Origin of the sequence: Granulicella mallensis MP5ACTX8 (genome assembly GCF_000178955.2) — a bacterium.
GTDB classification, from domain to species: domain Bacteria; phylum Acidobacteriota; class Terriglobia; order Terriglobales; family Acidobacteriaceae; genus Granulicella; species Granulicella mallensis.
In genome coordinates this window covers 5,668,295-5,690,533 of sequence record NC_016631.1, presented here as the reverse complement: position 1 = coordinate 5,690,533, position 22,239 = coordinate 5,668,295, and the positions used below count along the sequence as shown (strand labels likewise).

The 22,239-nt window shown below is 60.8% G+C and carries 17 protein-coding genes; 9 read left to right on the top strand and 8 right to left on the bottom strand.

The annotated features are described in order from the left end of the window. Nucleotides 1-95: 95 nt before the first annotated feature. From proB to ACIX8_RS22005, 4 genes are all read left to right on the top strand, one after another. On the top strand, nt 96-908 hold the full coding sequence (proB, locus tag ACIX8_RS22020; RefSeq protein ID WP_014267604.1) for a glutamate 5-kinase: 813 nt from the start codon (nt 96-98) through the stop codon (nt 906-908). Next, nucleotides 905-2,266 carry a glutamate-5-semialdehyde dehydrogenase gene (locus tag ACIX8_RS22015; RefSeq protein WP_014267603.1) on the top strand — a complete coding sequence of 454 codons (1,362 nt, stop codon included), beginning with the start codon at nt 905-907 and terminating at the stop codon, nt 2,264-2,266. Before proB ends, ACIX8_RS22015 begins: the two co-directional genes overlap by 4 nt. A gap of 40 nt (nt 2,267-2,306) precedes the next feature. Further along, nucleotides 2,307-3,179: a prephenate dehydrogenase gene (locus ACIX8_RS22010; protein WP_014267602.1), complete on the top strand. Its 873-nt coding sequence runs from the start codon at nt 2,307-2,309 to the stop codon at nt 3,177-3,179. Nucleotides 3,180-3,284: 105 nt separating this feature from the next. Then, a complete protein-coding gene (locus tag ACIX8_RS22005) occupies nt 3,285-3,782 on the top strand; it encodes a hypothetical protein (RefSeq protein WP_014267601.1) in 498 nt (165 codons plus the stop codon). A gap of 16 nt (nt 3,783-3,798) precedes the next feature. On the opposite strand, the gene ACIX8_RS22000 is transcribed toward ACIX8_RS22005, so the two are convergent. From ACIX8_RS22000 to ACIX8_RS21990, 3 genes are read right to left on the bottom strand one after another with little or no spacing between them, the layout of a single operon-like run. Beyond that, complete coding sequence (locus tag ACIX8_RS22000; protein ID WP_014267600.1) at nt 3,799-5,076, bottom strand: methyltransferase family protein; 1,278 nt, start codon at nt 5,074-5,076, stop codon at nt 3,799-3,801. Continuing rightward, the gene (locus tag ACIX8_RS21995) at nt 5,073-6,020 is read right to left on the bottom strand and encodes an SRPBCC family protein (protein WP_014267599.1); all 948 of its coding nucleotides are present in this window, start codon (nt 6,018-6,020) and stop codon (nt 5,073-5,075) included. Before ACIX8_RS21995 ends, ACIX8_RS22000 begins: the two co-directional genes overlap by 4 nt. Before the next feature lie 30 nt (nt 6,021-6,050). After that, on the bottom strand, nt 6,051-6,728 hold the full coding sequence (locus ACIX8_RS21990; RefSeq protein ID WP_014267598.1) for a TetR/AcrR family transcriptional regulator: 678 nt from the start codon (nt 6,726-6,728) through the stop codon (nt 6,051-6,053). Nucleotides 6,729-7,134: 406 nt separating this feature from the next. On the opposite strand from ACIX8_RS21990, the gene ACIX8_RS21985 reads away from it, so the two are divergent. Further along, nucleotides 7,135-8,034: an MBL fold metallo-hydrolase gene (locus ACIX8_RS21985; protein WP_014267597.1), complete on the top strand. Its 900-nt coding sequence runs from the start codon at nt 7,135-7,137 to the stop codon at nt 8,032-8,034. A gap of 40 nt (nt 8,035-8,074) precedes the next feature. Continuing rightward, a complete protein-coding gene (locus ACIX8_RS21980; RefSeq protein WP_014267596.1) occupies nt 8,075-9,457 on the top strand; it encodes an aryl-sulfate sulfotransferase in 1,383 nt (460 codons plus the stop codon). Nucleotides 9,458-9,827: 370 nt separating this feature from the next. Here the strand turns inward: ACIX8_RS21980 and obgE are convergent, their stop codons facing one another. Continuing rightward, entirely contained in the window at nt 9,828-10,928 is a 1,101-nt protein-coding gene (obgE, locus tag ACIX8_RS21975) for a GTPase ObgE (RefSeq protein WP_014267595.1), read from the bottom strand. 600 nt (nt 10,929-11,528) lie between these two features. On the opposite strand from obgE, the gene ACIX8_RS21970 reads away from it, so the two are divergent. Then, entirely contained in the window at nt 11,529-14,912 is a 3,384-nt protein-coding gene (locus ACIX8_RS21970) for a TonB-dependent receptor (protein ID WP_014267594.1), read from the top strand. Between the two features lie 55 nt (nt 14,913-14,967). Here the strand turns inward: ACIX8_RS21970 and ACIX8_RS21965 are convergent, their stop codons facing one another. The 4 genes from ACIX8_RS21965 to ACIX8_RS21950 form a co-directional block, all read right to left on the bottom strand. Beyond that, on the bottom strand, nt 14,968-16,167 hold the full coding sequence (locus ACIX8_RS21965) for a geranylgeranyl reductase family protein (protein ID WP_014267593.1): 1,200 nt from the start codon (nt 16,165-16,167) through the stop codon (nt 14,968-14,970). Between the two features lie 404 nt (nt 16,168-16,571). Then, a complete protein-coding gene (locus ACIX8_RS21960) occupies nt 16,572-17,138 on the bottom strand; it encodes a hypothetical protein (RefSeq protein ID WP_014267592.1) in 567 nt (188 codons plus the stop codon). A gap of 23 nt (nt 17,139-17,161) precedes the next feature. Next, complete coding sequence (locus ACIX8_RS21955; protein ID WP_014267591.1) at nt 17,162-18,109, bottom strand: DUF2167 domain-containing protein; 948 nt, start codon at nt 18,107-18,109, stop codon at nt 17,162-17,164. A 39-nt stretch (nt 18,110-18,148) separates the two neighbouring features. Next, complete coding sequence (locus ACIX8_RS21950; protein ID WP_014267590.1) at nt 18,149-19,315, bottom strand: LLM class flavin-dependent oxidoreductase; 1,167 nt, start codon at nt 19,313-19,315, stop codon at nt 18,149-18,151. Nucleotides 19,316-19,593: 278 nt separating this feature from the next. Here ACIX8_RS21950 and ACIX8_RS21945 point away from each other — a divergent pair, with 278 nt between their 5' ends. Both ACIX8_RS21945 and ACIX8_RS21940 read left to right on the top strand, forming a co-directional pair. Beyond that, nucleotides 19,594-21,282: a hypothetical protein gene (locus tag ACIX8_RS21945; RefSeq protein ID WP_014267589.1), complete on the top strand. Its 1,689-nt coding sequence runs from the start codon at nt 19,594-19,596 to the stop codon at nt 21,280-21,282. Between the two features lie 46 nt (nt 21,283-21,328). Next, a complete protein-coding gene (locus ACIX8_RS21940) occupies nt 21,329-22,180 on the top strand; it encodes an ATP-binding cassette domain-containing protein (protein ID WP_014267588.1) in 852 nt (283 codons plus the stop codon). Nucleotides 22,181-22,239: the final 59 nt, after the last annotated feature.

The following is a 22,239-nucleotide window of genomic DNA, read 5'->3' as shown; positions in this document are numbered from 1 at the left end:
TCTGTCGCACACGCGCGGCGACAACACCGAACTTGCTACCATCATGGAAACCTCAATGAAGCAGGCCGCAGAGCCTGATAGCAAGGATTAGCTTCATGCATCGTATCGTCGTTAAACTCGGCACCAATGTCATCATGCGTCCGGACGGCAAGGTGGCGCTCGGCCTCCTCTGCGGGCTGGTGGAGCAGATTGCGGCCCTGCGCGACCAGGGAATGGAAGTGCTGGTGGTCTCCTCCGGGGCTGTAGGGCTGGGCGTGGAGCGGCTGGGTCTGTCGGCTCGCCCGACGGTTGTGGCGCAGGTACAGGCCTGTGCGGCCATCGGCCAGTCGCGGCTCATGGCCCTCTATGGCGATGCCTTCGACCGCCTCAGTTGCCCCATCGCGCAGGTGCTGCTCACTGAAGACGACTTCCGCGATCCCGTGCGTCATGCCAACCTGCGCGCCACGCTCGACGCATTGCTGACGCTGGGCGTGATTCCCATCGTCAACGAGAACGATACGGTCTCGACCGTAGAGCTCGATCGCCCCACCGAGTCCGCGCCGCGCGAGAGGATCTTCGGGGACAACGATAAGCTCTCCGCTCTGCTCATGAAACACATCAACGCCGACCTGCTCGTACTGCTGTCGGATGTCGACGGACTCTACGACCGCGACCCTTCAGACCCAGGCGCGAAAGTGCTACGCCTGGTGGGCAGCGTCGATGACCGCATCCTGGCGCTGGCGCACGGCAGCAACGGACGGGGCCGTGGTGGCATGACCTCGAAGCTCGAATCGGCGCGTATCGCGCTGCGGGCCGGCAAACAGGTGGTGATCGCCAACGGGCGTACGCCGCAGGTGCTGGAGCGCATCATCGATGGCGAAGCCCTGGGCACTCGCTTCTCGCCGGTGGTGCAAGAGGTCGCGAAATGAGCGAGGCTTCTGAGTCCTCTGTACGCGCGACAGCCGAGGCGGCGAAACAGGCTTCGCGCACGCTTGCCCCACTCGATGAACCGCGCCGTAATGCCGCGCTTGAGGCGATGGCGCAGGCACTCGAAGCCGCAGGCGCGGAGCTCTTCGCCGCCAACGCGGAAGACCTTAAGATCGCCGAGTCGATGAGCGGAGACGAGAAGCTCTCGCCCGCAACGCTCTCGCGGCTGAAGCTCAATGAAACCAAGTTGCGTGAGATGGTCGAGCAGGTGCGCTCCGTCGCGGCGCTGCCCGATCCGCTGGGCCGCACACTCGATGCGATTGAACTCGACGACAGGAATCCCGGAGATGTGGCCGGTACACAGGGCCTGCATCTGCAAAAGCTGAGCGTTCCGCTCGGTGTGCTGGCGGTAATCTTCGAAGCTCGTCCCGACGCTGTAACGCAGATCTCTGCGCTGGCGCTCAAGAGCGGCAACGCGGTCATCCTCAAGCCGGGCCGCGAGGTCGAGCGCACAGCCTCAGCCCTGGTGCGTGTTTTGCGCGAGGCCATCGTCAGGCAAGGTCTACCTGCCGATGCAATCTCGCTCGTGCTCGGGCGTGAGCGCGTCAACGAACTGCTGGGCATGCATGGCCTTGTCGACATGGTGATCCCGCGCGGCAGCAAGGCGCTGGTGGAGTACGTACAGGCCAACACGCGTATTCCTGTGCTGGGCCATGCGGAGGGTGTCTGCCATATTTATGTCGATCGCTGTGTCGATGAAGCGCTTGCGCTGCGGGTGATTAGCGATGCCAAGATCGACTATCCCGCTGCGTGCAACGCCGTCGAAACGGTGCTGGTGCATCGCGATATCGCGAAGGACTTTCTGCCCAAGCTTGCGGCGCACCTGGGTCAGCGCGGTGTTGCGCTGCATGGGGATGAAGCGACGCGCAAGCTACTGGGTGCGGGTGCTCCAGTAGAGGACTGGCACACCGAGTACGGCGAGCTGGCGCTCTCTATCGGCGTTGTCGACTCGCTGGAGCAGGCCATCGATCACATTCACACGCACGGCTCGTCGCACACAGAGAGCATTCTTACCGAGGACGATGCCACGGCGGAGCGCTTCTTGCGCGAGGTCGATGCCGCAGGCGTCTTCCACAACGCGTCCACACGATTTGCAGACGGTTTCCGCTACGGTTTCGGGGCGGAGGTTGGCATCAGCACCAGCAAATTCCATGCGCGCGGCCCGGTCGGGCTCGATGGCCTGACGACTTACAAGTATGTTCTGCGTGGGCAGGGGCACGTTGCCGGCGACTATCGCGGAGCGAATGCCCGTGCCTTTACGCATCGGCGCGCCAACGACCAGGGCGGTCAGAAGAGCTAAAGACAACGTGCCTTTGATCTGACGGCTACACTAAATACCGATGTCCACCCGCATTCTCATCCTCGGAACAGGCCTCATTGGCGCGTCAGTTGGGCTGGCGCTCAAAGCTGCCGCGCCTGACAGTAAAATCCTCGGCTGGGACGCAGACCCCGCCGAACTCGCGAAGGCCCTCGAAGTCGGAGCCATTGACGAAGCTCTGCCGGGCCGCGAAGCCGTGCTGGCTCCGGACGCAGCCGATATCTACCTGCTGGCGACGCCGGTTCTGCCTATCCTCGACTGGATGCAGAGGCTCGCGCCCGTGTTGAACGAGCAGCAGCTTGTCACGGACGTCGGGAGCACGAAGCTCGAGATCGTGGAGCTTGCGGCAAAGCTCTACAACCAGCCGGGCAAAGCTCGCTTCCTGCCCGGGCATCCGATGGCGGGCAAGGAGTCCGGCGGTGCCGCGCTGGCCGATGCCGAACTCTTTTGCGGCGCGACCTGGCTCTTCACGCCTGTCGATCAAAACGAGTGCGCACTGGAAGCGCACTGGCGCGCACTGGTAGCAGGCATGGGCGCGCAGACTCAGGATCTTGGGGCCGAGCGCCATGACGAAGTCTGTGCCTGGGTCTCGCATCTTCCGCAGATGCTCTCGACCGCGCTGGCCGCGCTGCTGCAGGACACCTTCAGCGCCGATCCCGACGGCCTCGCCGCGGTGCAGGCTATTGGCGGCCGAGCGCTGCGCGAGACCACGCGCCTCGGCTCAAGCCCCTACAGCATGTGGCGCGATATCGCGCTCACGAACACCGAGCCCATCGCGCAGACGTTGCACGCACTGGAGCAGCGCCTCGCGCACCTGCGGGAGAACCTGCGCACACCGGAGTTGCGCGAAGAGTTCGCCACGGCGAACCGCTTCCGGGCTACGAAGAAGTCCTAAGGCGTGGTGTCAAACTGCGTAGCCAGAGTTTGCCTTGAAGGGGCGCGCGCCTTCAAGGCAAAAACTAAACTCTTACTTCACCCTTCTCTGGCTAAACTGGATGCCATGAGAAACGACCTCCATCAGCCCACCGAACGCGCAGCGTTGAGGCCCGGCGTAGCGCTGAAGCTCAGAAGCGCCCTTGTGATGCTGCTGTCCCTGTCGGCTCTCTTCACCCTGACAGGATGCAAGGGCAAAGCCACTGGTACGGCGACCCTCAGCCGCGAGTCGAAGAACTGGACGATGCACGTCAATACCTGCCAATCCGGCCAGCGCCAGCAGTACTTTGGAGTGGGGTTCTTTGACGAATCGCAGCCGCAGACAGGCGGCCGCATCGCGTTGCCGGAGGACGGCGAACCGCATGTGGTGTTGAACGTGCCCGGCACGGACTTTGCTGTCCGCTACAACAAGAGCGACTGTAAGGTGTGGGACGTCGATGTCCAGCGCACCAATTCGAGCTACAACGACATCTGGGCGATGGAAGGCCACGCGCGCTTCGACTGTGAGACGAGCGCACCCGAGTCACACACCACAGGCGATCTCAAGTTCGATTCCTGCCACTAGGGAGGTGTCGCAAATCTTATGTCATGTCGCCCAGGATGCGAGGGCCCAGGCCGCTGGCATCCATCAGCAACTGCACGCTTTGCCAGACGAGCGGAAGCCGAAGAGCTGCACCGCAGAAAGCCCACCCCAGATGCAGGTGTTCCATGGCTCGGCCCAGGGCTCGAATACCCTCTACCGGGGCGCTTCCATCGGCGGGATCGTAGCGTAGTCTCTGGATGGAACCCGAAGGAAGAGTCTCCGCATCGATGAGATCGAAGCCTATTGGATGCCGGGCTTCCATCCATAGGCGGAGTTCGCTACATGGACCGCAGGTCCGCGCGATGTAGAGACGCGCCGATGTACCGGAGTGGTAGGGGAGCCAACGAACTCTCCAGCTTGGGACTGCGCGGCGATAGTATTGCCAGCTGGTTTTGAAGCGCTCTGCGAGGTCTCGTCCCTCGTCCCACTCGGCGATGCCTGCGCTGTAGAGGATCGACATGCAGGCTGCCAGCAGCAGCCAGAGATTGTGCAGCATGGCGGCCCAGAGCAGCATCACGAGGCCGCAGGAGAGCTGCATCGGGTTGGCGCAGTAGCGATAGATGCCGCTGGTGACCAGATGTCTAGGAGGATCGTAAGGAAGGGGAGTGCCGTGGCCGCGTTGGGCGAACTCCGCGACCGCGCTGACGCCGGGGAGTGCGAGCAGGAGCAGGAGTTGAAGTCCGAGCTGACGTTGCCAACTCGGGCTGTGCAGCAGGGGAAGCCAGCCGTCGCCGGGACGCACTGCGAAGACGAGCTCTGGTACGAGGAAGAGAAATAGCATCACGGACAGGACGACTTGCAGCGTTGCACGTAGTTCCAGGTGCGTATCGTTTAGCGTCCAGCGTGCGAGGAGAAGTGCCGGCAACAGGACGAGCAATACGGCGAGAGCTTCCCCAGCGAGCCAGTGGTTGCCGAGATACAGGACAGGCTTGCAGAGTGGCATCGCGACGAGATCGAATGCGACCATGAATGCGGACACCCAGACGAGCGAACCTTTGGGAAAGGCGAGCTGTGGTACGAGTCCCCAGAGCATGGCCCAACCGAAGTAGAGTTCCAGAGGCATTTCACGAAAGAGCAGGCCGCCAGGAGAGAACGCCCACCATCCGGTGAGTTGGTTGAGGCGCTGCAATACCAGCAGGGTGCATAGCGTCCAAAAGAGGCTGAGAAGGCATGCGGCCAGTTGGCGGGAACGCCGCGGACGAAGCAGCCCAGCGAGCGCCGCCGCGGCTAGCGGAAGATAGATCGCGGTGGCGCGCACATAGAGCGAGTGATTCAACGTGCTGTCCCTGTAGGAGTGGCATTGGCGGTGATGAGATACTTTGCAGCCTCGCGAATAGCGACCTGTTCCCACGGAGCGAAGTACCAATAGGGATCGAGCTGACGGTCAAAGGCAATGCTCCACGTGACGGAGGTATGCGTGGCGTCGAGAGGCGTCCATGTGACCTCCGAGGTCTGCCAGCGCACCCACTGCGTCAGCTTGCTGGAGTCGCTGATCGTCGTGAAGCGAACATGGCCGGGATGGCGGTCGGTGACCTGCATGACGAGGTCGCCCGGAGGATCACCTTCTGCGCCCGCGAAGTGAATCGTGCGCGTAGCTCCGAGGTCAAGGCCTTCGCCGTGTGCTTCGAGTGGGCGGGGAAAGCCGATGCGAAGGAAATGGGGGAGCGCCGTGTCGATATGCGGGCTCTGCGCGAGAGCTGCCTCTACAGCGGATGCGGGAGCATCGACTATCTGGGTGGCGGTGACACTCTGGGCGCGGTTATGAGTGAGTTGCGGCACGACGCCTTCGAGGGACATCGGAAGGAGCAGGATGGCGATGCAGCTAAGCGTGGTGCTGCGGCTCTTGCGGTAGTAGTCGACAAGTGAGCCAACGCCCAGGCCCACGAGATAAAACAGAGGAGCCGAAAAGAGGATACAGAGGTAGCCTTCGCCCAGCAGGGGTGCAACGACAAGAAGGGCAATCGTGATGCCACGCAGAATGCCGCCGGTGACGGTTTTGGCGCGTGGTGCGAGTGCAAGGACCAGAGCGAGAATCGCCGGAATGCCGATAAATATCGCTGAGGTGTGCCCCAGACCGACGTGGATGGTGAACTTATAGAGAACGGCTCCAAGCCCGAAGGCTACGACGAGGAAGGCTGCGAGCATCCATTGCGCATTGCTGATCTCCCGAGTGGATTTGGGTAACTTACTGGGTTCGGCTGGTTCAGTGGATTCGTCCATGAAAACCTCCTGTTAGAGCATTGTTCAGTTCTATTCGGGCAGTAGATCGGCCTCACGCAGGAGTGAGAGGATCTTGCTGCGGATGGGCTTGAGCACGGGAAGTCTGGCGAGTGTCATCATCTTCAGCGTGAAGTCGAGAGAACCGCTTGCGAGCTGGCGCGTACGCTTCTGTGCTGCGGAGGTGTCGTAGAGAAACATCACGAGCAGGCCCATCTGCAAAGACCAGAGAGCCAGGGGCAGCAGTTGTTCAAGGTCCTTCGGCAAACGCTCGACGGCAAGGGCCTGCTGGAATACCTGCATGCTGCGGCGGCGAATCTCTGCGGTGCCGCTGCCGAGGCAGGAGAGCGGATGTTGTGGCTCTCCGGTATAGCGGAAGACAACCCCGAGTAATTTGCGGTCATCCTGAGCAAGGTCGAACTTCGTATGCATCGCGGCGTACAGGCGCTTCTTGAGGTCTTTTGTTTCAGCGAAGACTTCGGCGCAAAGCTGCTCCTGCCGGGTTTGTACGGCCTCATAATAGGCCTGGATAATCGCTTCCTTGCCTGGAAAGTAATAATAGGCCGCGCTCTTGGCGACGTTGGCACGTGTAGCGACATCCTGCATGGTCGCGGCATCGAAGCCGTTTTCTCGAAAGAGCTCCAGGGCACAGTCGAAGATGTGCTCCCGGGTCTGTTCGCCTTTGGTCGTCGCGGGCTCATTTTTGAACATGGTCAAATACTGCTCTTCGCGAAAGTGTGCGTCAAGTTAAATTTGAACCCGGTCAAAAATGAAATGGGGTTGTTTTCGTCATTGCTTGTTTTTCGTCGTCATCCTGAGCCGTAGGCGAAGGACCCCCGCATTGGGCTAACCACAGAACATAGGGCATAACCAAGACCAGCAAAGTCTGGGACTACCTGTACAGCTAGAGAAGCAAAATATACCTGTCTACAGCATGGGCAAAGCCATCACCTTCGACTGAGGTCTGCCTTATCTTCAATGTCGCCACGAATGCGGGGGCCTTCGCCCATGGCTCAGGATGACGGCGAAAAACGAGCAACGACACAAACATGGATATCTCGCCAATCCTTTCATCTATCTGCGCATCTGTATCCTCAGAGGCAGTTGAAGAGACCCCATGACCGTTCCTTTCTGGATCACCAAGCTGCGGCAGTTAGAGCGTCTCGTTCGCGAGAGCCACGCGCAACCGATGCAGGGCCAGCCTCAGAGGCCTGCTGAGGCCGCCGCCGGCGAGACGGTCATCACCTTCATCGGCCACTCGTCGTTTCTGCTTCAGATCGCGGGTTGCGCGATCCTCATCGATCCGGTCTTTGCGACACGCCTTATTCTCCTGCGTCGCCAGCGGCATCCCGGCGTTCGGGTGCGGGACCTTCCACGCATCGATGCGGTGTTGCTCACCCACGCGCATATGGATCACCTCAACCGACCGTCGCTGCGGGCCATTACGCGCGAGATGCGTCGCCGCAAGCTGCCTGCACCGGTGGCTGTTGTTCCCAATGGGGTCGAAGACCTGGTGCGCGATCTTGGCTTCGCTCGCGTCGAGGCGCTGGCATGGTGGCAGTCAGTGGAACTGAACTCCCTGCGCATTACGGCGACACCCGCGAAGCACTGGGGTGCGCGTTTGTTCAACGACACGCATCGCGGCTTTGGCGGTTACTGCATTGAGGCTCCGGCGTCGCCACGCATCTATCACTCGGGCGATACGGCCTTCTTCGGCGGGTTCACCGAGATCGGCCAACGGCTGCGGCCCGACATCGCTCTGCTTCCCATCGGCGCCTATTATCCGGACAGCTACCGCGCCGTCCACACCAGCCCGGAAGAGGCGCTGCGAGGCTTCCTCGACCTCGGCGCGCAGGCGATGGTGCCGATGCACTACAACACCTTTCGCCTGGGACGCGAGCCGATGGACGAGCCGCTCCCGCGTCTGCTCGCCGCTGCGGCAAAGGCGGGTGTGGGCGACCGCATCCACCCGCTTATCGAAGGTGAGAGTTGGCGCTCCGGCTATCATTTGGATTGAGCTTCTCATCTCTTCCGACATCGCTTTGGAGCCAACAACCATGCAGATTGCAGGCCGATCCTTGCCTCGCGTACGCAGAGCCGGCGCGCTGGCGCTTCTTACGCTTTTCACCGCGACGGCGTTGAGCGCCCCTCCGCGTGTCTATCCCACCGGGGTTACGATCTACGACCCGTTGCGCGCGTACAACAGCTTTGTCGGCTTCAGCGGTCCCGACGGCATCATGCACCTGATCGACATGGACGGCAACGAGGTTCATCGGTGGCCGCATCCGGGCAATCCCGGAGAGGTGATCGACCCGAAGCTGATTGGCGGCCAGCGTGGACACGTGCTGCTGCAACTGTCGGATATTCAGGACAGCCGCGGCGGCATCTTCACCAACAAGACGGTGGGCGAGCTCGATTGGGACGGCAAGACCGTCTGGGAGTGGGGCTCGCAGGCCCCCGGCGGAGCCGCGCGGCAGAACCACGACTGGGCGCGTCTGGCCAACGGCAATACCTTGTTGCTGGTCGCTGTGCCGCGCGCCGTGCCGGGGCTGGGACCGAAGGAGATCGGCGACCAGGCGATCTACGAGGTCACTCCTGAGGGCAAGGTCGTGTGGAGCTGGACTGCGGGAGATCATCTCAAGGAGTTCGGCTGGACGCCGGAGGGCATGAACTATCTGCGCGAGCGTGTCGCGCGCAATCCGCCTGAGCCGTATGGATACCTCGAGATCAACGACATGCAGGTGCTGGGGGCCAATCGCTGGTTCGACGCGGGAGATAAGCGCTTCGATCCCGAGAACATCATGATCGATACCCGCAAGGGGAACGTCGTTCTCATTATTGAGAAGAGGACCGGCAAGGTGGTCTGGCGGTTGGGGCCGGAGTTTCCGGGCAGCGAGTACTCTCCCGATCAGCGGATCATGAAGAAGGACCTGCCGAGGCCCGTGGACCAGATCTCCGGCCAGCACAACGCGCACCTCATCGCGAAGGGCCTGCCCGGCGCGGGCAATCTGCTGTTGTTCGACGACGAAGGCGGAGCGGGTTTTCCTCCGGCGGCGCTGGGCATCTATGCGGGCTCACGCATCTTGGAGATCGACCCGGTCAAGAATCAAATCGTCTGGCAGTACACCGGGGCGAACTCCGGACGGCCGGTCTGGAGCTTCTTCAGCTCCTTCGTCAGCAGCGCGAGCCGGCTGCCGAACGGCAATACGCTCATCGACGAAGGCATGTACGGGCGGCTGTTCCAGGTCACTCCCGAGGGCGATATCGTCTGGGAGTACGTGATGCCTTACGTGGGCCGCTCGACGGTGGACGGGAAGCCGTTTGCGAACAGCCTGACTTATCGGGCGCAGGCCGTGCCGTATGACTGGGTGCCGGAAGGCACGCCGCATGCGGAGAAAGCGGTGAAGGAGTTGGATGTTACGACGTTCCGGGTGCCGTGACCTTCAGGCCTTGTACGTGTCATCCCGTTGTGTGAAGCGCCTATGTTTCGTTCACGTTCCCATAGAAACGTCATCCTGAACGGAGCGCCTCGCGCTTTTGCGAGGCGCGCAGTCGAAGGACCCCGAGAGACTTGATCTTGCCTATGGTGTTGGGACCTTTTCCAGTACGAAAGCCTGAGCTCAAGCGCTTGAGGTAGAAAAGGTTCAGAGTGCATAGGCAAGATTGCAACCTTCGGGGTCCTTCGACTCCGCGTCCCCCAAAGACGGGACGCTACGCTCAGGATGACGCCGCTGTGGAGGGGGATATAAACACCATGAGATTCTGTGGCCTTCGGGCCAAAGAATCCCTGCGCAGCGACGCTAAAGCGTCCTACCTTCGCCCTCGCGCATTCGGCGCAGGCGGCGGATAGTGCGCCTTGCGCTTGGCGGGCACGACTGGACCGGGGCCTTCCAACGGAATCTGCCGGTGCATGGCAACGGCCTCGGCCATGGCGAACTTCAGTGCCGGAAGACCTTCGCCGCTGACGGCAGAGATCGTATACAGCGGTAGTTTCTTGCGCTTGGCCATGGCGGTCAGCTTCTTCAGCTTGTCCGGGTTAGCAACGTCGGCTTTATTCGCGACCAGGATCGTCGGCTTGGCAGCCAGCGCGGGGTCGAACGACTTGAGCTCGGCGGTGATGACGTTGTAGTCCTCTACCGGATCGGGTCTGCCGCTGGCATCCGAGACGTCAACCAGATGGACGAGCACGCTGGTGCGCTCGATATGCTTGAGGAACTGCACGCCGAGTCCGGCGCCGAGATGCGCGCCTTCGATCAGGCCCGGCATATCCGCGACCGTGAACGACTGCTCGTACGGGGCGTCGCCGACCTGCACGACGCCGAGGTTTGGTTCGAGCGTCGTAAAGGCGTAGTTGGCGATCTTGGGCTTGGCGGCTGAGAGCCGTGAGATCAGCGTCGACTTGCCGACGTTGGGGTAGCCGACGAGACCGGCGTCGGCCAGCAGGCGAAGCTCCAGCCTGTAGTTGCGTGCCTCGCCTGGGCGGCCGAGTTCATGCTCCCGGGGAGCCTGATGGGTAGAGGTCGCAAAGTGCTGGTTGCCGCGGCCGCCGCGACCACCGCGGGCGATGACGATCTCTTCGTTGGGGTGGGCGAAGTCGTGGACGAGTTCGCCGGTGTCGTCGTCGTAGAGCAGGGTGCCGACGGGGACTTTGAGGACGGTGTGCTCGCCGGCGTAGCCGGACATATTGGAGCCGAGGCCGTGACCGCCGCGCTCGGACTTGTGCTCCGGGTTGAAGCGGAAGTGGACCAGGGTATTGTGGCTGAGTGACGAGGTCATCAGGATGTCGCCACCATGGCCTCCGTCGCCGCCCGAGGGGCCGCCACGCGGAACAAACTTTTCGCGCCGGAAGGCCATGCAGCCGTTGCCGCCATCGCCTGCTTTAATCCGGATTCGTGCTTCATCAATGAACATTTATTAACAGTGTATCGGACTGGGTATAAGGGTTCTTTGCCGATAGGCAGGGGCAGCGCAGAGAAGCAGTTGCTTTTGTTCTTGCTTTTGCTTTTCTGGTTGTCATTCCGAGCGTGGCGAGCGAATCTGCTGTCTCCCGTTTTTTGCTAGTGTCGCCACAAACGTTGTCCGTCAGTTCAGACCACGCCTCGGTTTTGGTCCACGTATTTTTGGGGTGCGACGAACGAAGAACGGGAGACAGCAGATTCGCTCGCTACGCTCGGAATGACAACCAGAAAAGCAAAGACAAGAGTAAAGGCTCTCAGGCGCAGAGGTAACTTATTGATGCGATGTGAGTTGTGGCCCCGATTCCAGATTTTAAGCCTGAAATCGTCACCCGATTTTATTGTGGGCAGCCCTGGGGCGGCTGATAGACTACCTTTACACAAACATTTGGACAATTCTGCTATGGAAAATCCGACCTCGCTGCGTTCATGACGCACGGGCGGAGAATCTCGATGCAGAGATCCATTTAAGAACCACATTTGCGGGGCCAACCGGCTTACAGAACACCGAAGCAAGGCTGATCCGGGCGACCGCATAACCTTTCGAGGAGGGCTCATGATCTGCACAAAATTCAATCGCCGGCTGGCGCTATTCTGCGCTGCGGCGGCACTTGCCACTGGCGGTGCTTACGCTCAGTCGACAACCCAGGGTGCTATTTCCGGTACAGTATTCGATTCAACCGACGCCGCGATTCCCAGCGCGACCATCCTGATTCACAACGACGCCAACGGATCCGACCTGACGGTCAAGAGCAACGAGAGCGGCATCTTCCGCGCCCCGCAGCTCGCTCCCGGCACCTACACCGTTACGATCACCGCTCCGAACTTTGCTCCTGAGAAGGAGAATGGCGTCATCGTTGAGGTGAACGAAGTCACGTCTGTAAATCCCCATCTGACCACCGGCCAGACGACCCAGGCGATTGAGGTTACGGCAGATGTTCCCGTCCTCAAGTTCGATTCCGCCGAGTTCGGCGGCCACCTCGACAACAAAGAGATCGAAGCGATCCCGGTCAACAACCGCCGCTGGTCGACCCTTGCTCTGACTACGCCCGGCGTCGTGAACGATTCAAACGGCTTCGGTCTGCTCAGCTTCCGCGCTATTCCGTCCGTGCTGAACAACGTCGAGATCGACGGCGCTGACGACAACCAGGCGTTCTTCTCGGAAGAGCGCGGCCGTACCCGCGCCGGTTACTCCACCTCGCAGGGCGCTGTCCGCGAGTTCCAGGTCAACACCGGTGTCTATTCGGCTGAGTTCGGCCGTGCCGTGGGTGGCGTGGTGAACTCGGTGACGAAGAGTGGTGGTAATCAGCTGCACGGCGAGCTCTACTTCTACAACCGCAACTCGAGCCGCTCGGCCTTCCAGCCTGGCGCGTCCAACACGGTCTTCAATTCGGTGACCAATCAGTACATCACCTCGCCTTACCGTCCCAAGGACAACCGCAATCAATATGGCTTCGCCGTCGGCGGTCCGCTCAAGAAGGACAAGCTCTTCTGGTTCTATGCCTTCGACGCGTATCGCCGTAACTTCCCCGGCACCGCCAAGGCCAACAACCCCGGCAGCTTCTTCGTCTCGCCGGATGCGGCTCTGAGCGCGGGATACGCCTGCAGCACGGCGACCGGCACAATTACCACTCCTTCCAAGACCGCCGTTGCAAGCGCAACAGACAGCGCAGCCTGCCTGCTGGCTGCACGTCTTGGTTACAGCTCCTATGCTGCTGGCGCAACGGCTTACAGCACGCAGCTCCAGGCCCTGCTTACGGACCTCGGCACTGTGCCGCGCTTTGGTAATCAGCTCATCAATACGCCGAAGCTGGACTGGCAGGTCAACGACAAGGAACACCTCAGCGTTCTCTACCATCGCCTTCGCTGGGACTCGCCCGGTGGCGTGCAGACGCAGGGAACCAACAACTACGCGATCGACAGCTTCGGCACGGACTTCGTCAAGCTGGACTACACCCTGGTCAAGCTCGATTCGCTCATCAGGCAGAATCTCACCAATGAAGTGCGCTACCAGTACGGTCGCGAGTTGAACGACGAAGGCCTGCAGCCCACCAGCGCCTATACCAAGGCGAACCTCCTCAACAGCACCGGCCTGGCTCCGGAAGTTGCTCTGAATACGGGCATCGGTTTCTTTCTGGGCATGCCTTACTACTCCTTCCGTGTCGCCTATCCTGACGAGCGCAAGTGGCAGGTCGGCGATACGGCTACCTATGTCTGGGGCAAGCACTCCATCCGTTTTGGAGAGGACATCATCCATAACTACGATCTGCAGGACAATGTCTATGAAGGCAATGGCTACATTACCTACGGTTCTACCGTCAATTACTTCTCAGATCTGATCGCGAAGGGAAAGAGCTGCGATGCTTCCGGTAGCGGTGTCGGATCGTCTGCCAGTGGCTTCTATCCCTGCTACTCGAGCTATGCTGCAGGCTTTGGTCCGTCAACCTTCGATTTGGCCACGCTCGACTATGGCTTCTTCGCTCAGGACGACTGGAAGCTGACTTCTCGTTTGACGCTTAATCTTGGCGTTCGCTATGACTACGAGGCCATCCCCAGCCCCTATGCGAATCTGAGCGGCGCGGCGGCCGGCACGCTGCCCATCACGACTTCTCATCCCAGCGACAAGAACAACTTCAGCCCTCGCCTTGGTTTTGCTTATGATCCGTTCGGTCTCGGCAAGACGGTTGTTCGCGGTGGCTTCGGCATGTACTACGGCCGTATTCCCAATGCAGTCATTCTGAACGCCTATCTGAATACGGGTTCTGCACTCTCGCAGTCGACGCCGAGTTACTCTTCGACGACGGCCAATGCTCCCACCCTGCAGACGCCTCCTACGGGTCCTGCTCCAGGAACAGCCAGCGCGTACTACCTGGACAAGCATCTGCAGAATCCCTACACGGAGCAGTTCGATCTTTCCGTGCAGCAGAACCTGGGTAACTCCAACGTAATTTCTGTCAGCTATCTGGGTACGCTCGGCCGCGAGCTGCCGAATTACTTGAACTTCAACCTCGACCGGACCAAGACGTACACGATCAACTACAACGTCGTTCCCGGAACGAATGGCACTTGCGGTCCGGTGAGCTGCGGTTCCTACGCGGTCACAGCCTATGCCGGCAAACAGCAGACTGGTGCCAAGTCCAGCACTTATAACAACATTCTGATCAATCCGAACTTTGGCAATGTCACCGACGTTGTCAGCAACATCAACTCCAGCTACAACGCACTTTCGCTTGATCTAACGAACCGCACCTTCAAGTGGATTACGTTCGATGCGAACTACACCTGGTCACACGCTCTGGACTTCAGCGCGAGCGGCTTTACGGCGGCGAGCACGGAGAACTGGCTCGACCCCTATGCCAACCCACGCGAGAACTATGGCAATTCAGCGCTGAATGTGCGTCACCGTGTTGTGGGTTGGGCCGTGTTGAATGCTCCCGGCATCCATGGCGACAGCGCCCTCAAGTATCTCGCGAACGGTTGGTCGATCAAGCCGCTCGTTCAGATGCAGAGTGGTTTGCCATACTCCGCGGTTACAACCGGTACGACTCCTAACCAATGCTATGGAGTCAACTGCTATGAGGCTGCTGGAAGCGGCATCGTAGGAACCTCAGCGGCGTCCTCCTACCTGCCGTTCCTGGGACGTGACACCTTCCAGCTTCCGCGTACGATCGTCGTCGATCTGCGGGCGCAGAAGGAGTTCACTTTCGCTGAGCACTACAACCTGCAGTTGATCGGCGAGGCATTCAACCTCGCCAATCACCAGAACGTTACTGGCGTAGGCACCACAGGCTATGCCATCTCGACCGTACAGGGACAGACAGCGGCAACGACCGTCAACAACCTGACCTATCAACCATCGTTTGCCGCGGTCTCCAGCGTGAACTCGAACTACGCTTACAGTCCGCGTCTGATTCAGTTGGCGCTTCGCCTCCAGTTCTAACGGTAGTAACTGCTCCTCTCAAGGGCGATGGCTTCGGCCATCGCCCTTTTTTTGTCTACGCGAAGATCTTCGACAGAATGCCGAGCAACTTCGTGGGAGGCAGTCCATCGGAGTAGGTCTTCAGCACGAGCGAGCGCAGCAGCGGCGTTCGCATCACGCGGAACCCGCGTTCCGGATGCGCATAAAAAGCCTGTGCCGCGCGACGCGAAAAGGCCAGGGTCTTCTGCAAGGGTTGCAAGCGTCGCGCATACTCTTCGGTGAGGTCTGTAGCGTCGCAGGCCAGAATCGCTGCCGCCGCAGCCTGGCCACTTACGATCGCCGAATAGATGCCTTCTCCGGTCAGCGGATCGACGAGGCCGGCGGCATCCCCGGCCAGCAGCACGCGCCCATGCGGCACATAGGCTTGTCCACCCATGCCAAGATATTGCCCCGTGATATTCGGGAGAGTTGTGATGCCAAGGTTTGCCTCTGTGTACTCGGTCAGTAAGGCGCGTGTCACGCTCTTCAGGCAGGCATCTCCCGTAGGAGTTGGCGCGAAGGCTCCGACGCCAATGTTGACATGGTCTCCCTTGGGAAACAGCCAGCCATAGCCGCCGGGTAGAGGCGCAAAATCGAAGACGAGATCCTGCGGTGTGTCGCCGCCGGGAAGAGCTATGGGCAGCATCGCGTAAGGGACGGTGGTCTCCAACGCAAACCCGCGCGCATACCATTGCGGCTCGGCAGGCAGTGCCGCAGCCCTCACCTCTTTGCCGGTGCGCAACCCCTCGGCGAGCCGTCGTGACTGTCCATTGGAGCCGTCGGCGCCAATCACCACGGGAGCCTCCAGTGTCTCGATGCCGGCTGCGGTCGCTATGTCGACTTCTATTCGATCCGTTTCTTCGCGCAGCGCAACGATGCCTTCAACCTTGCACAGCTCCGCCCCGGCTGCGAGTGTCTGCTGCAGGCAGAAGGCGTCGAAGCGTTCGCGCACGGCCATGGCGCAGATGGGATCGCGGGTTCGCACCAGGACACGCTGCGCGGTGTGGGATGCGATGTGTCGCAGCACAATCTCATGACACACGCGTTCGACGACCGGCTCGACGGAGTAGCGCAGAGCCTTCAGTGTCTTGCGCGTAAGTCCGCAGGCGCAGGCCTTATGGCGCGGAAACATGCGCTTGTCGAGCATCAGGACGCGCTTGCCTGCGCGGGCAAGGTCATAAGCCGCAGAGCATCCCGCTGGCCCTGCGCCGAGGATGAGGACATCGTAAGAGAGCATGATTTGTGTTCAGTTTAGAGCCTGTCGAGCCAAACTGAACACAAAGATGCGATGCCAGAGAGGGATTGTGAAGAAGATGTTCACGCAGAACTAAAGATCGATGTGTCCGATATGCTTTTTTTACCCCTCCGCAAAATCGTCATCCTGAGCGTAGCGCCTCGCGCTTTTGCGAGGTGCGAAGTCGAAGGACCCCGAGGGACTTTATTTCTCCCATGCTGCGGGAACCTTTTCAAGTACGAGAGTCCAGACTCGAGCGCTCGAGGTCGAAAAAGTGCAAGAGGTTTGGGCAAGAGGTCAACCCTCGGGGTCCTTCGACTCCGCGTCCCCAAATGCCGGGACGCTACGCTCAGGATGACGTCTCTGTAGGGGAGTAAACACTACAGGTGAAGCTATCTTGATTTCGGTTAGCCCCGTTCGATCTCTTCCTCGAAGCTGACCTGGGATACCACCTCAAGCAGCCGCGTAGCTCCCAGGGGATTCAGGAAGAAGGGCGCTGCAATGGAGAGTCTTCGCGACCAGGGATAGCGGCGCAGAGCGAAGAGAAACGAGACCATCATCAGCAGATGGCTGGTGACAAGAGCGATCGTCAGGGAAGGCCAGATGGTCGTGAGCCGCTGGCTCCAGATCACCCATGGCAAAAAGAGCAGAAGCAGCATGGCCTGGATGCGGCACTGCATCTCAAGGAGCCACAGCGCATTGAGGCGTTTCGAGACCCTTTGCAGTGCACGTTCAGGGGCCCGCAACGGTAGCGGGGATTGCCGCTGGATGTAGCCGGGAAGGAGGAGAAAGGGGTCGACCAGAAGGGGAGTCTTGTTCAGCAGCGTGAAGCTGAGCGGGCCGCGCTGGTGGCGCTTCCATTCGGAAGCCGAGGCCCGGGTAAAGGCCTCGGCTTCCGGTCCGATCCAATGCACGCACTCATAGGCGTAGATCAGGAAGAGTGCGCCGAGCAGTTCAACTTCAATTCGAGTCATTGTGGGATGGGCCCGTTGCCGGTTTACCTTAGATCACCCTGGGGACCCGGCTTGTCGCGCTGGAACTTGCTCTTGATTGCAGCAAAGATGTTCTTGATGCGCGTGAGAAGAGCCGCAACGCCGACGGCGATCAGCTTCCAGAGGCCGGCCAGAAGAGCCAGCAGCTTGGCGAAGAGCCCGGTCTTGAGAGCGATGGCTGTCGCTCCTCCGGCGATAAGTGCCGTAAGGCCGTATTCGGCGACCTTGTCTCCCTTGACGAAGTCGGCATACTGGCTGCCGGGAAGGAACTTGAAGCCTGAGAGCAGCGCATTGAAGTTGGGTACGACCTCAGTAGTCTGCGCGGGGTCCAGGACGAGGTCGATCCTCATGACTCCGTGGCGGCCGAGGATGCGGGTGGAATAGTTCACGCTCTGGCCCTCTTTGGGGTCGTCGGAGTTGCCCAGGGTCCCCCACGTGAGGTTGTGGGTCTTGGGATCGTAGAAGGGCTGCGTCTGCCAGCCGATCAGATGGAAGCCCGTCCAGCCCCGCTCCTTGCGCACGGTGTTTTCCCGCTCTGTCGCATCCTTCATCGAGGTCAAGAGCTTGTCGGCATCGATGGAAGACTTCTCGTCGTCCTTGACGTATCCCGTCTCGTCGAAATCGAAGAGGACAAACCAGAACTTATTGTCGGGGTCACCCTTGTACAGGATCGGAGTGATGATGCCGGCTTCCTGCTCGGACGGAGGGTTATGTGTCAGCTCAAGAAATCTGCGAGTGCCCGCGGCATCCGCAAAGCGGTAGCCCTCTGGAATGTTGATCTGGGCCACCGAGCCGAGGTGGGCGACGTACGGTCCGTGGTGCCATTCGATCGGGGCGGGGGCGGATTCAACAACCTTTCCCTGCGCCAGGCTGACAGAGGGGAGAAGGAGACCGATCGCCAAAACGAGCGCGCAATAGAAGGGCCGCTGCCCCATGAGTCGCTGCCAAACCATAACTATCCTCTGAAATTCCAACAGAGGATAGCACATGCATTATGCAGTCACTTCAAGATGCATCTCTTCCGCAAGCAGTTGGTAAGATCGCAACCGCGCCTCATGCGAGTGCGTGATGGTGTTCACGATCAACTCTTTCAAATGCAGCTCTTCCGCCAGCGAGCGCAGTCTTGAGGCGACTTGTTCCGGGGTGCCGACGACGTAGCGCGGCCACTCTCCCTCTTCCGGCGCATCGAGGCTTCCGGCTGTAAACGACAGCAGCGGATTGGGCGCTGTAGGAACGGCGGCCAACTCACGCAGTGCTTCCTCGGGGCTGGCGACGGGACGGCGGTCATCCATGCGGATACGGCGTTGCAGCAGGCGTACCGAAGCATGGAGATACTTCGCCTCCTCCTCGGTAGGCGCGCAGATCACACCGATGGCCAGCGTGGCTTCGGGCTTCGCGCGGCTGGAAGAGGCCTGGAAGTTGCGCTGGTAATGCTCGATGGCCTGGCGCGTCGCGATCGGGGAAAAGAAGTGGGCGAAGGCGTAGGGCAAGCCCTCTTGCGCGGCTGTCACCGCCGACCACATCGACGAGCCCAGCAGCCAGATGTCGGGCGCGCCGGGGGCATCGGGAGCGACACGGATGTTGCGAAAGGGATGATCGTCCGGGAAGCGCTCGGGGTGCAGAAAGGCTTGGAGCTCGGCCAACTGCTTGGGGAAGTCGTCCGTCTGGGCTCCCTGCCGGTTGCGCCGCAGCGCGTAAGCTTCGAGCTGGCCGCCGCCCGGTGCGCGCCCGATCCCGAGATCGATGCGTTCGGGAAACATCGCATGCAAAGTGCGGAAGACCTCGGCTACTTTCAGAGGCGAGTAGTGCGGGAGCATGATTCCGCCGGACCCAACGCGAATCCGCTTCGTCGCTCCGGCAGCCCGCGCGATCAAAATTTCCGGTGCAGTGCAGGCAAGCAGATCCATCGCATGGTGCTCGGAGTACCACAGCCTCGTGTAGCCGAGCCGGTCGACATGCTGCGCGAGGTCGAGCGAGTTGGCCAGTGCCTGGGCAGGCGTCGAGCCTGCAAGGACAGGGGATTGGTCGAGCACGGAGAGGCGAAGGGTGTTGCTCATATCTATTGGATGAGCGTAGACGCTGCTTCGACGCGGATCGATCGGCAAGGTGGTTGCGAGCTTGTTTGAACCCGCCTTGTTCTTGCTTTTCTTGTTTGTCATTCCCGTAGGGAATCTGCTGTCTCCCGCTTTTTGCCAGTGTTGCCTCAAACGTTGCGCGTGAGCTTGCACCAGTTTTAGTTCCAGCTCACGTATTTTCTGGGTGGTACGAGGGAAGAACGGGAGGAAGCAGATTCCCTACGGGAATGACAACAAGAAAAGCAAGAACGAAAGCAGGAGCCACCAAGAAGATAGTCGCTACTTCTCCCCGCTTTAACCGTCCAATCTTTCATTGGACTGTAAACTTGCCGAGAAGGCCAGAAGTCCAGCGGAGGGGCATCGTGCGCGCGAAGCAATGGGCAACGTGGTGTGCGATGGTCGTGCTGCTGGCTTGTGCGGGTTTGGCGCGGGCGCAGTCTGAAGATTCCGCCGGAGATCCTGGAGATTCTTTAGACGCGCTGCGACAGGGGCGTCTGGTCATCTGGGTTCTGAGGCCGTCCACAGGGCATCGTCTAAGGGGCGCGTCTGCCGGAAATCGTGACCAGGCGGAGATCACTTATCGCGAGCAGAGCGCCAGCAGCTTTGGCCAGAGCGCCAGCGACTATGGGACAGCCTCCAGCAACTATGGAGTGGCCTCCAGCAGCCCCACCATCAGCGCTGAAAACGTGATGCCGTCCACGGACCAGAACTCAAACGGCAACACCGCAGCGACCCCTGCGGACCCGTCCAGTAAAGCGAGCGACTACAAGGAACAGACCGCCGGAAGCTTCGGCCAGACGTCCGGCAGCTTTGGCACGGCATCGAGCAACCATGGCCAGACCGCCGGGACCTATGGGCAAACCGCAAGCACCTACGGCACCGCCGCGAGTAATCATGGCCAGAATGCGGGGAGCTTCGGGAACTCGCTGAGCACGATCGCGCAGGCCGGAACGAGTGCCGCCAATGCGCCAAAGCCGGATCCTTTGCAGGAGAGGCTTTCGGCTGACCTGCAGGATCTCTTTCCGGAGCTTCAGGTCCAATTCGTCGATGTGTATGTGGACGATCTGAAGGATGACCTGGTGGCCGTCAAAGGAACGGCAGCCTATCCGGACCTGCTGATCGGACCGCTGTCGGCGGAGTGGTGGAGCGGGCTGCAAGGTCGATTTGGCCTGGCAATGCTGCAGCCGGCGTCCTTCCTGGCGGATGGTTTGCCTTACGGAGAATCCTTCGCTCCGGAGTTTGCAATCCTTGCTCGGGCACCGCATATGGAGACCGCAAAGGCGTTTGCGCTGTGGATGAGCGAGGGAGATAGCTGTGCGGGTTGTGTGCAGCAGAGCTCGTCGAAGCGGTCGCAGGATGCGGCGGACGTAGCCGTAAGCGCGATAGGACATCTGCTGCGCGGAGAGAACCTGGGGGAGGTCGCCGATCCCTCCATGGCGGATTTTTCGCCGAGGCTGGGACAGGGAATGCTCGCGACGAGCGGGAACGGTGTGGCCGATGCCGGAGCCGTTCGTGTCGAGGTGATACAGGTTTCGACGGCTGCGCACCTGGCGATTGTGGCGCTGCGCGTGATGGTCTCGTCGGACAGCGTCTTTGGATTGGCCCATCCTTTGGTGGTGCTGCGCCGGGCGGACAGCGGGGCCTGGAAGGTTCTGCATGTGTCGCTGAATCTGCCGGAGGTCGAGCAGCAGAGCGAGAGCCTGGCTCTGGCGAATACCAGCCCCCCGGCAAGGGCGGAGCGGCACGCTGGTGTGGTGGGTATCTCGCAGGCTTCTCCCTTGGATGGCGATTCGCGCCCTCCGGTGCCGGAGTTGTGGTGGGATAACGGCGGAGGCGCCGGGCTGCAGGTAGTGGAGTGGCAGCGGTCGCGCGGCGGCTGGCTGGATGCGCACCTCTACCTGGCTCCGGACCACAACCCCAAGCTGCAGACGCGGGTCACCGCGCAGTTCGCCAACAGCCAGGGACGATATCGCTGGCGCGTGTGGAGCGTAGGCGCTGAGGGCGAGATGAAGATCAGCCCCTGGCGCACGTTGAACATTCTGCCGAAGTAGTCGTTGCCTGTTTTTCGTCGCAGCATTCGCTATTCTCGTTACAACGATGAACCCTTCGGAGAACGAACCCACGGCCATCCAGAATCTGCTTTCGGTTCGCGACCTTCGTATCGCCTTCTCCGGACGCGAGTGCGTGCATGGCATCTCGTTCGACCTCGCGCACGGCGAGACGCTTGGCCTGGTCGGTGAATCCGGTTCGGGCAAGTCGGCCACCTCGCTGGGGCTGCTGCGGCTTCTTCCTCCCAGTGCGAGTGTGGGCGGCAGCATCGCCTTCGCGCCCACGGGGAAGGAGCCTGAAGACCTGCTGCATCTGTCGGAGGAGGCCATGCGCCGGCATCGCTCCCGTTCGATCGCAATGATCTTCCAGGAGCCGATGACCGCGCTGAATCCAGTGATGAAGATCGGACAGCAGATCGCCGAGGCCCTGCTGGCACATGCTCCGCGCACCTCGCGCCGTGAGGTCCGCGAACGCGTGCTCGAAGCCATGCGCGAGGTCGCGTTGCCCGATCCCGAGCGCCGCATCGATGACTATCCCCACCAGTTCTCCGGCGGCCAGCGCCAGCGCATCGTGATTGCGATGGCGCTGATCAATAAGCCGCGTCTGCTGATCGCAGATGAACCGACGACCGCGCTCGACGTCACCGTGCAGGCGCAGATCATCGCGCTGCTCAAACGCCTGCGAGCAGAGCACAATCTGTCGATGCTGTTCATCTCGCACGATCTCACGGTGGTCTCGCAGGTGGCTGATCGGGTTGCCGTCATGCAGCACGGAGCGATCGTGGAGCAAGGCAGCGCGACGCAGATCTTTACGCATCCCCAGCATGCCTATACCCGCAGCCTGCTGGCCTCCGCGCCTTCGATGACGACACCGCGCGACCGGCCTCTGGCGACGGTGTAGGCTTCGAGCTACGAGCAGTGAGTTACGAGTCTCGCAACTCGTAACTCATTACTCGCAAC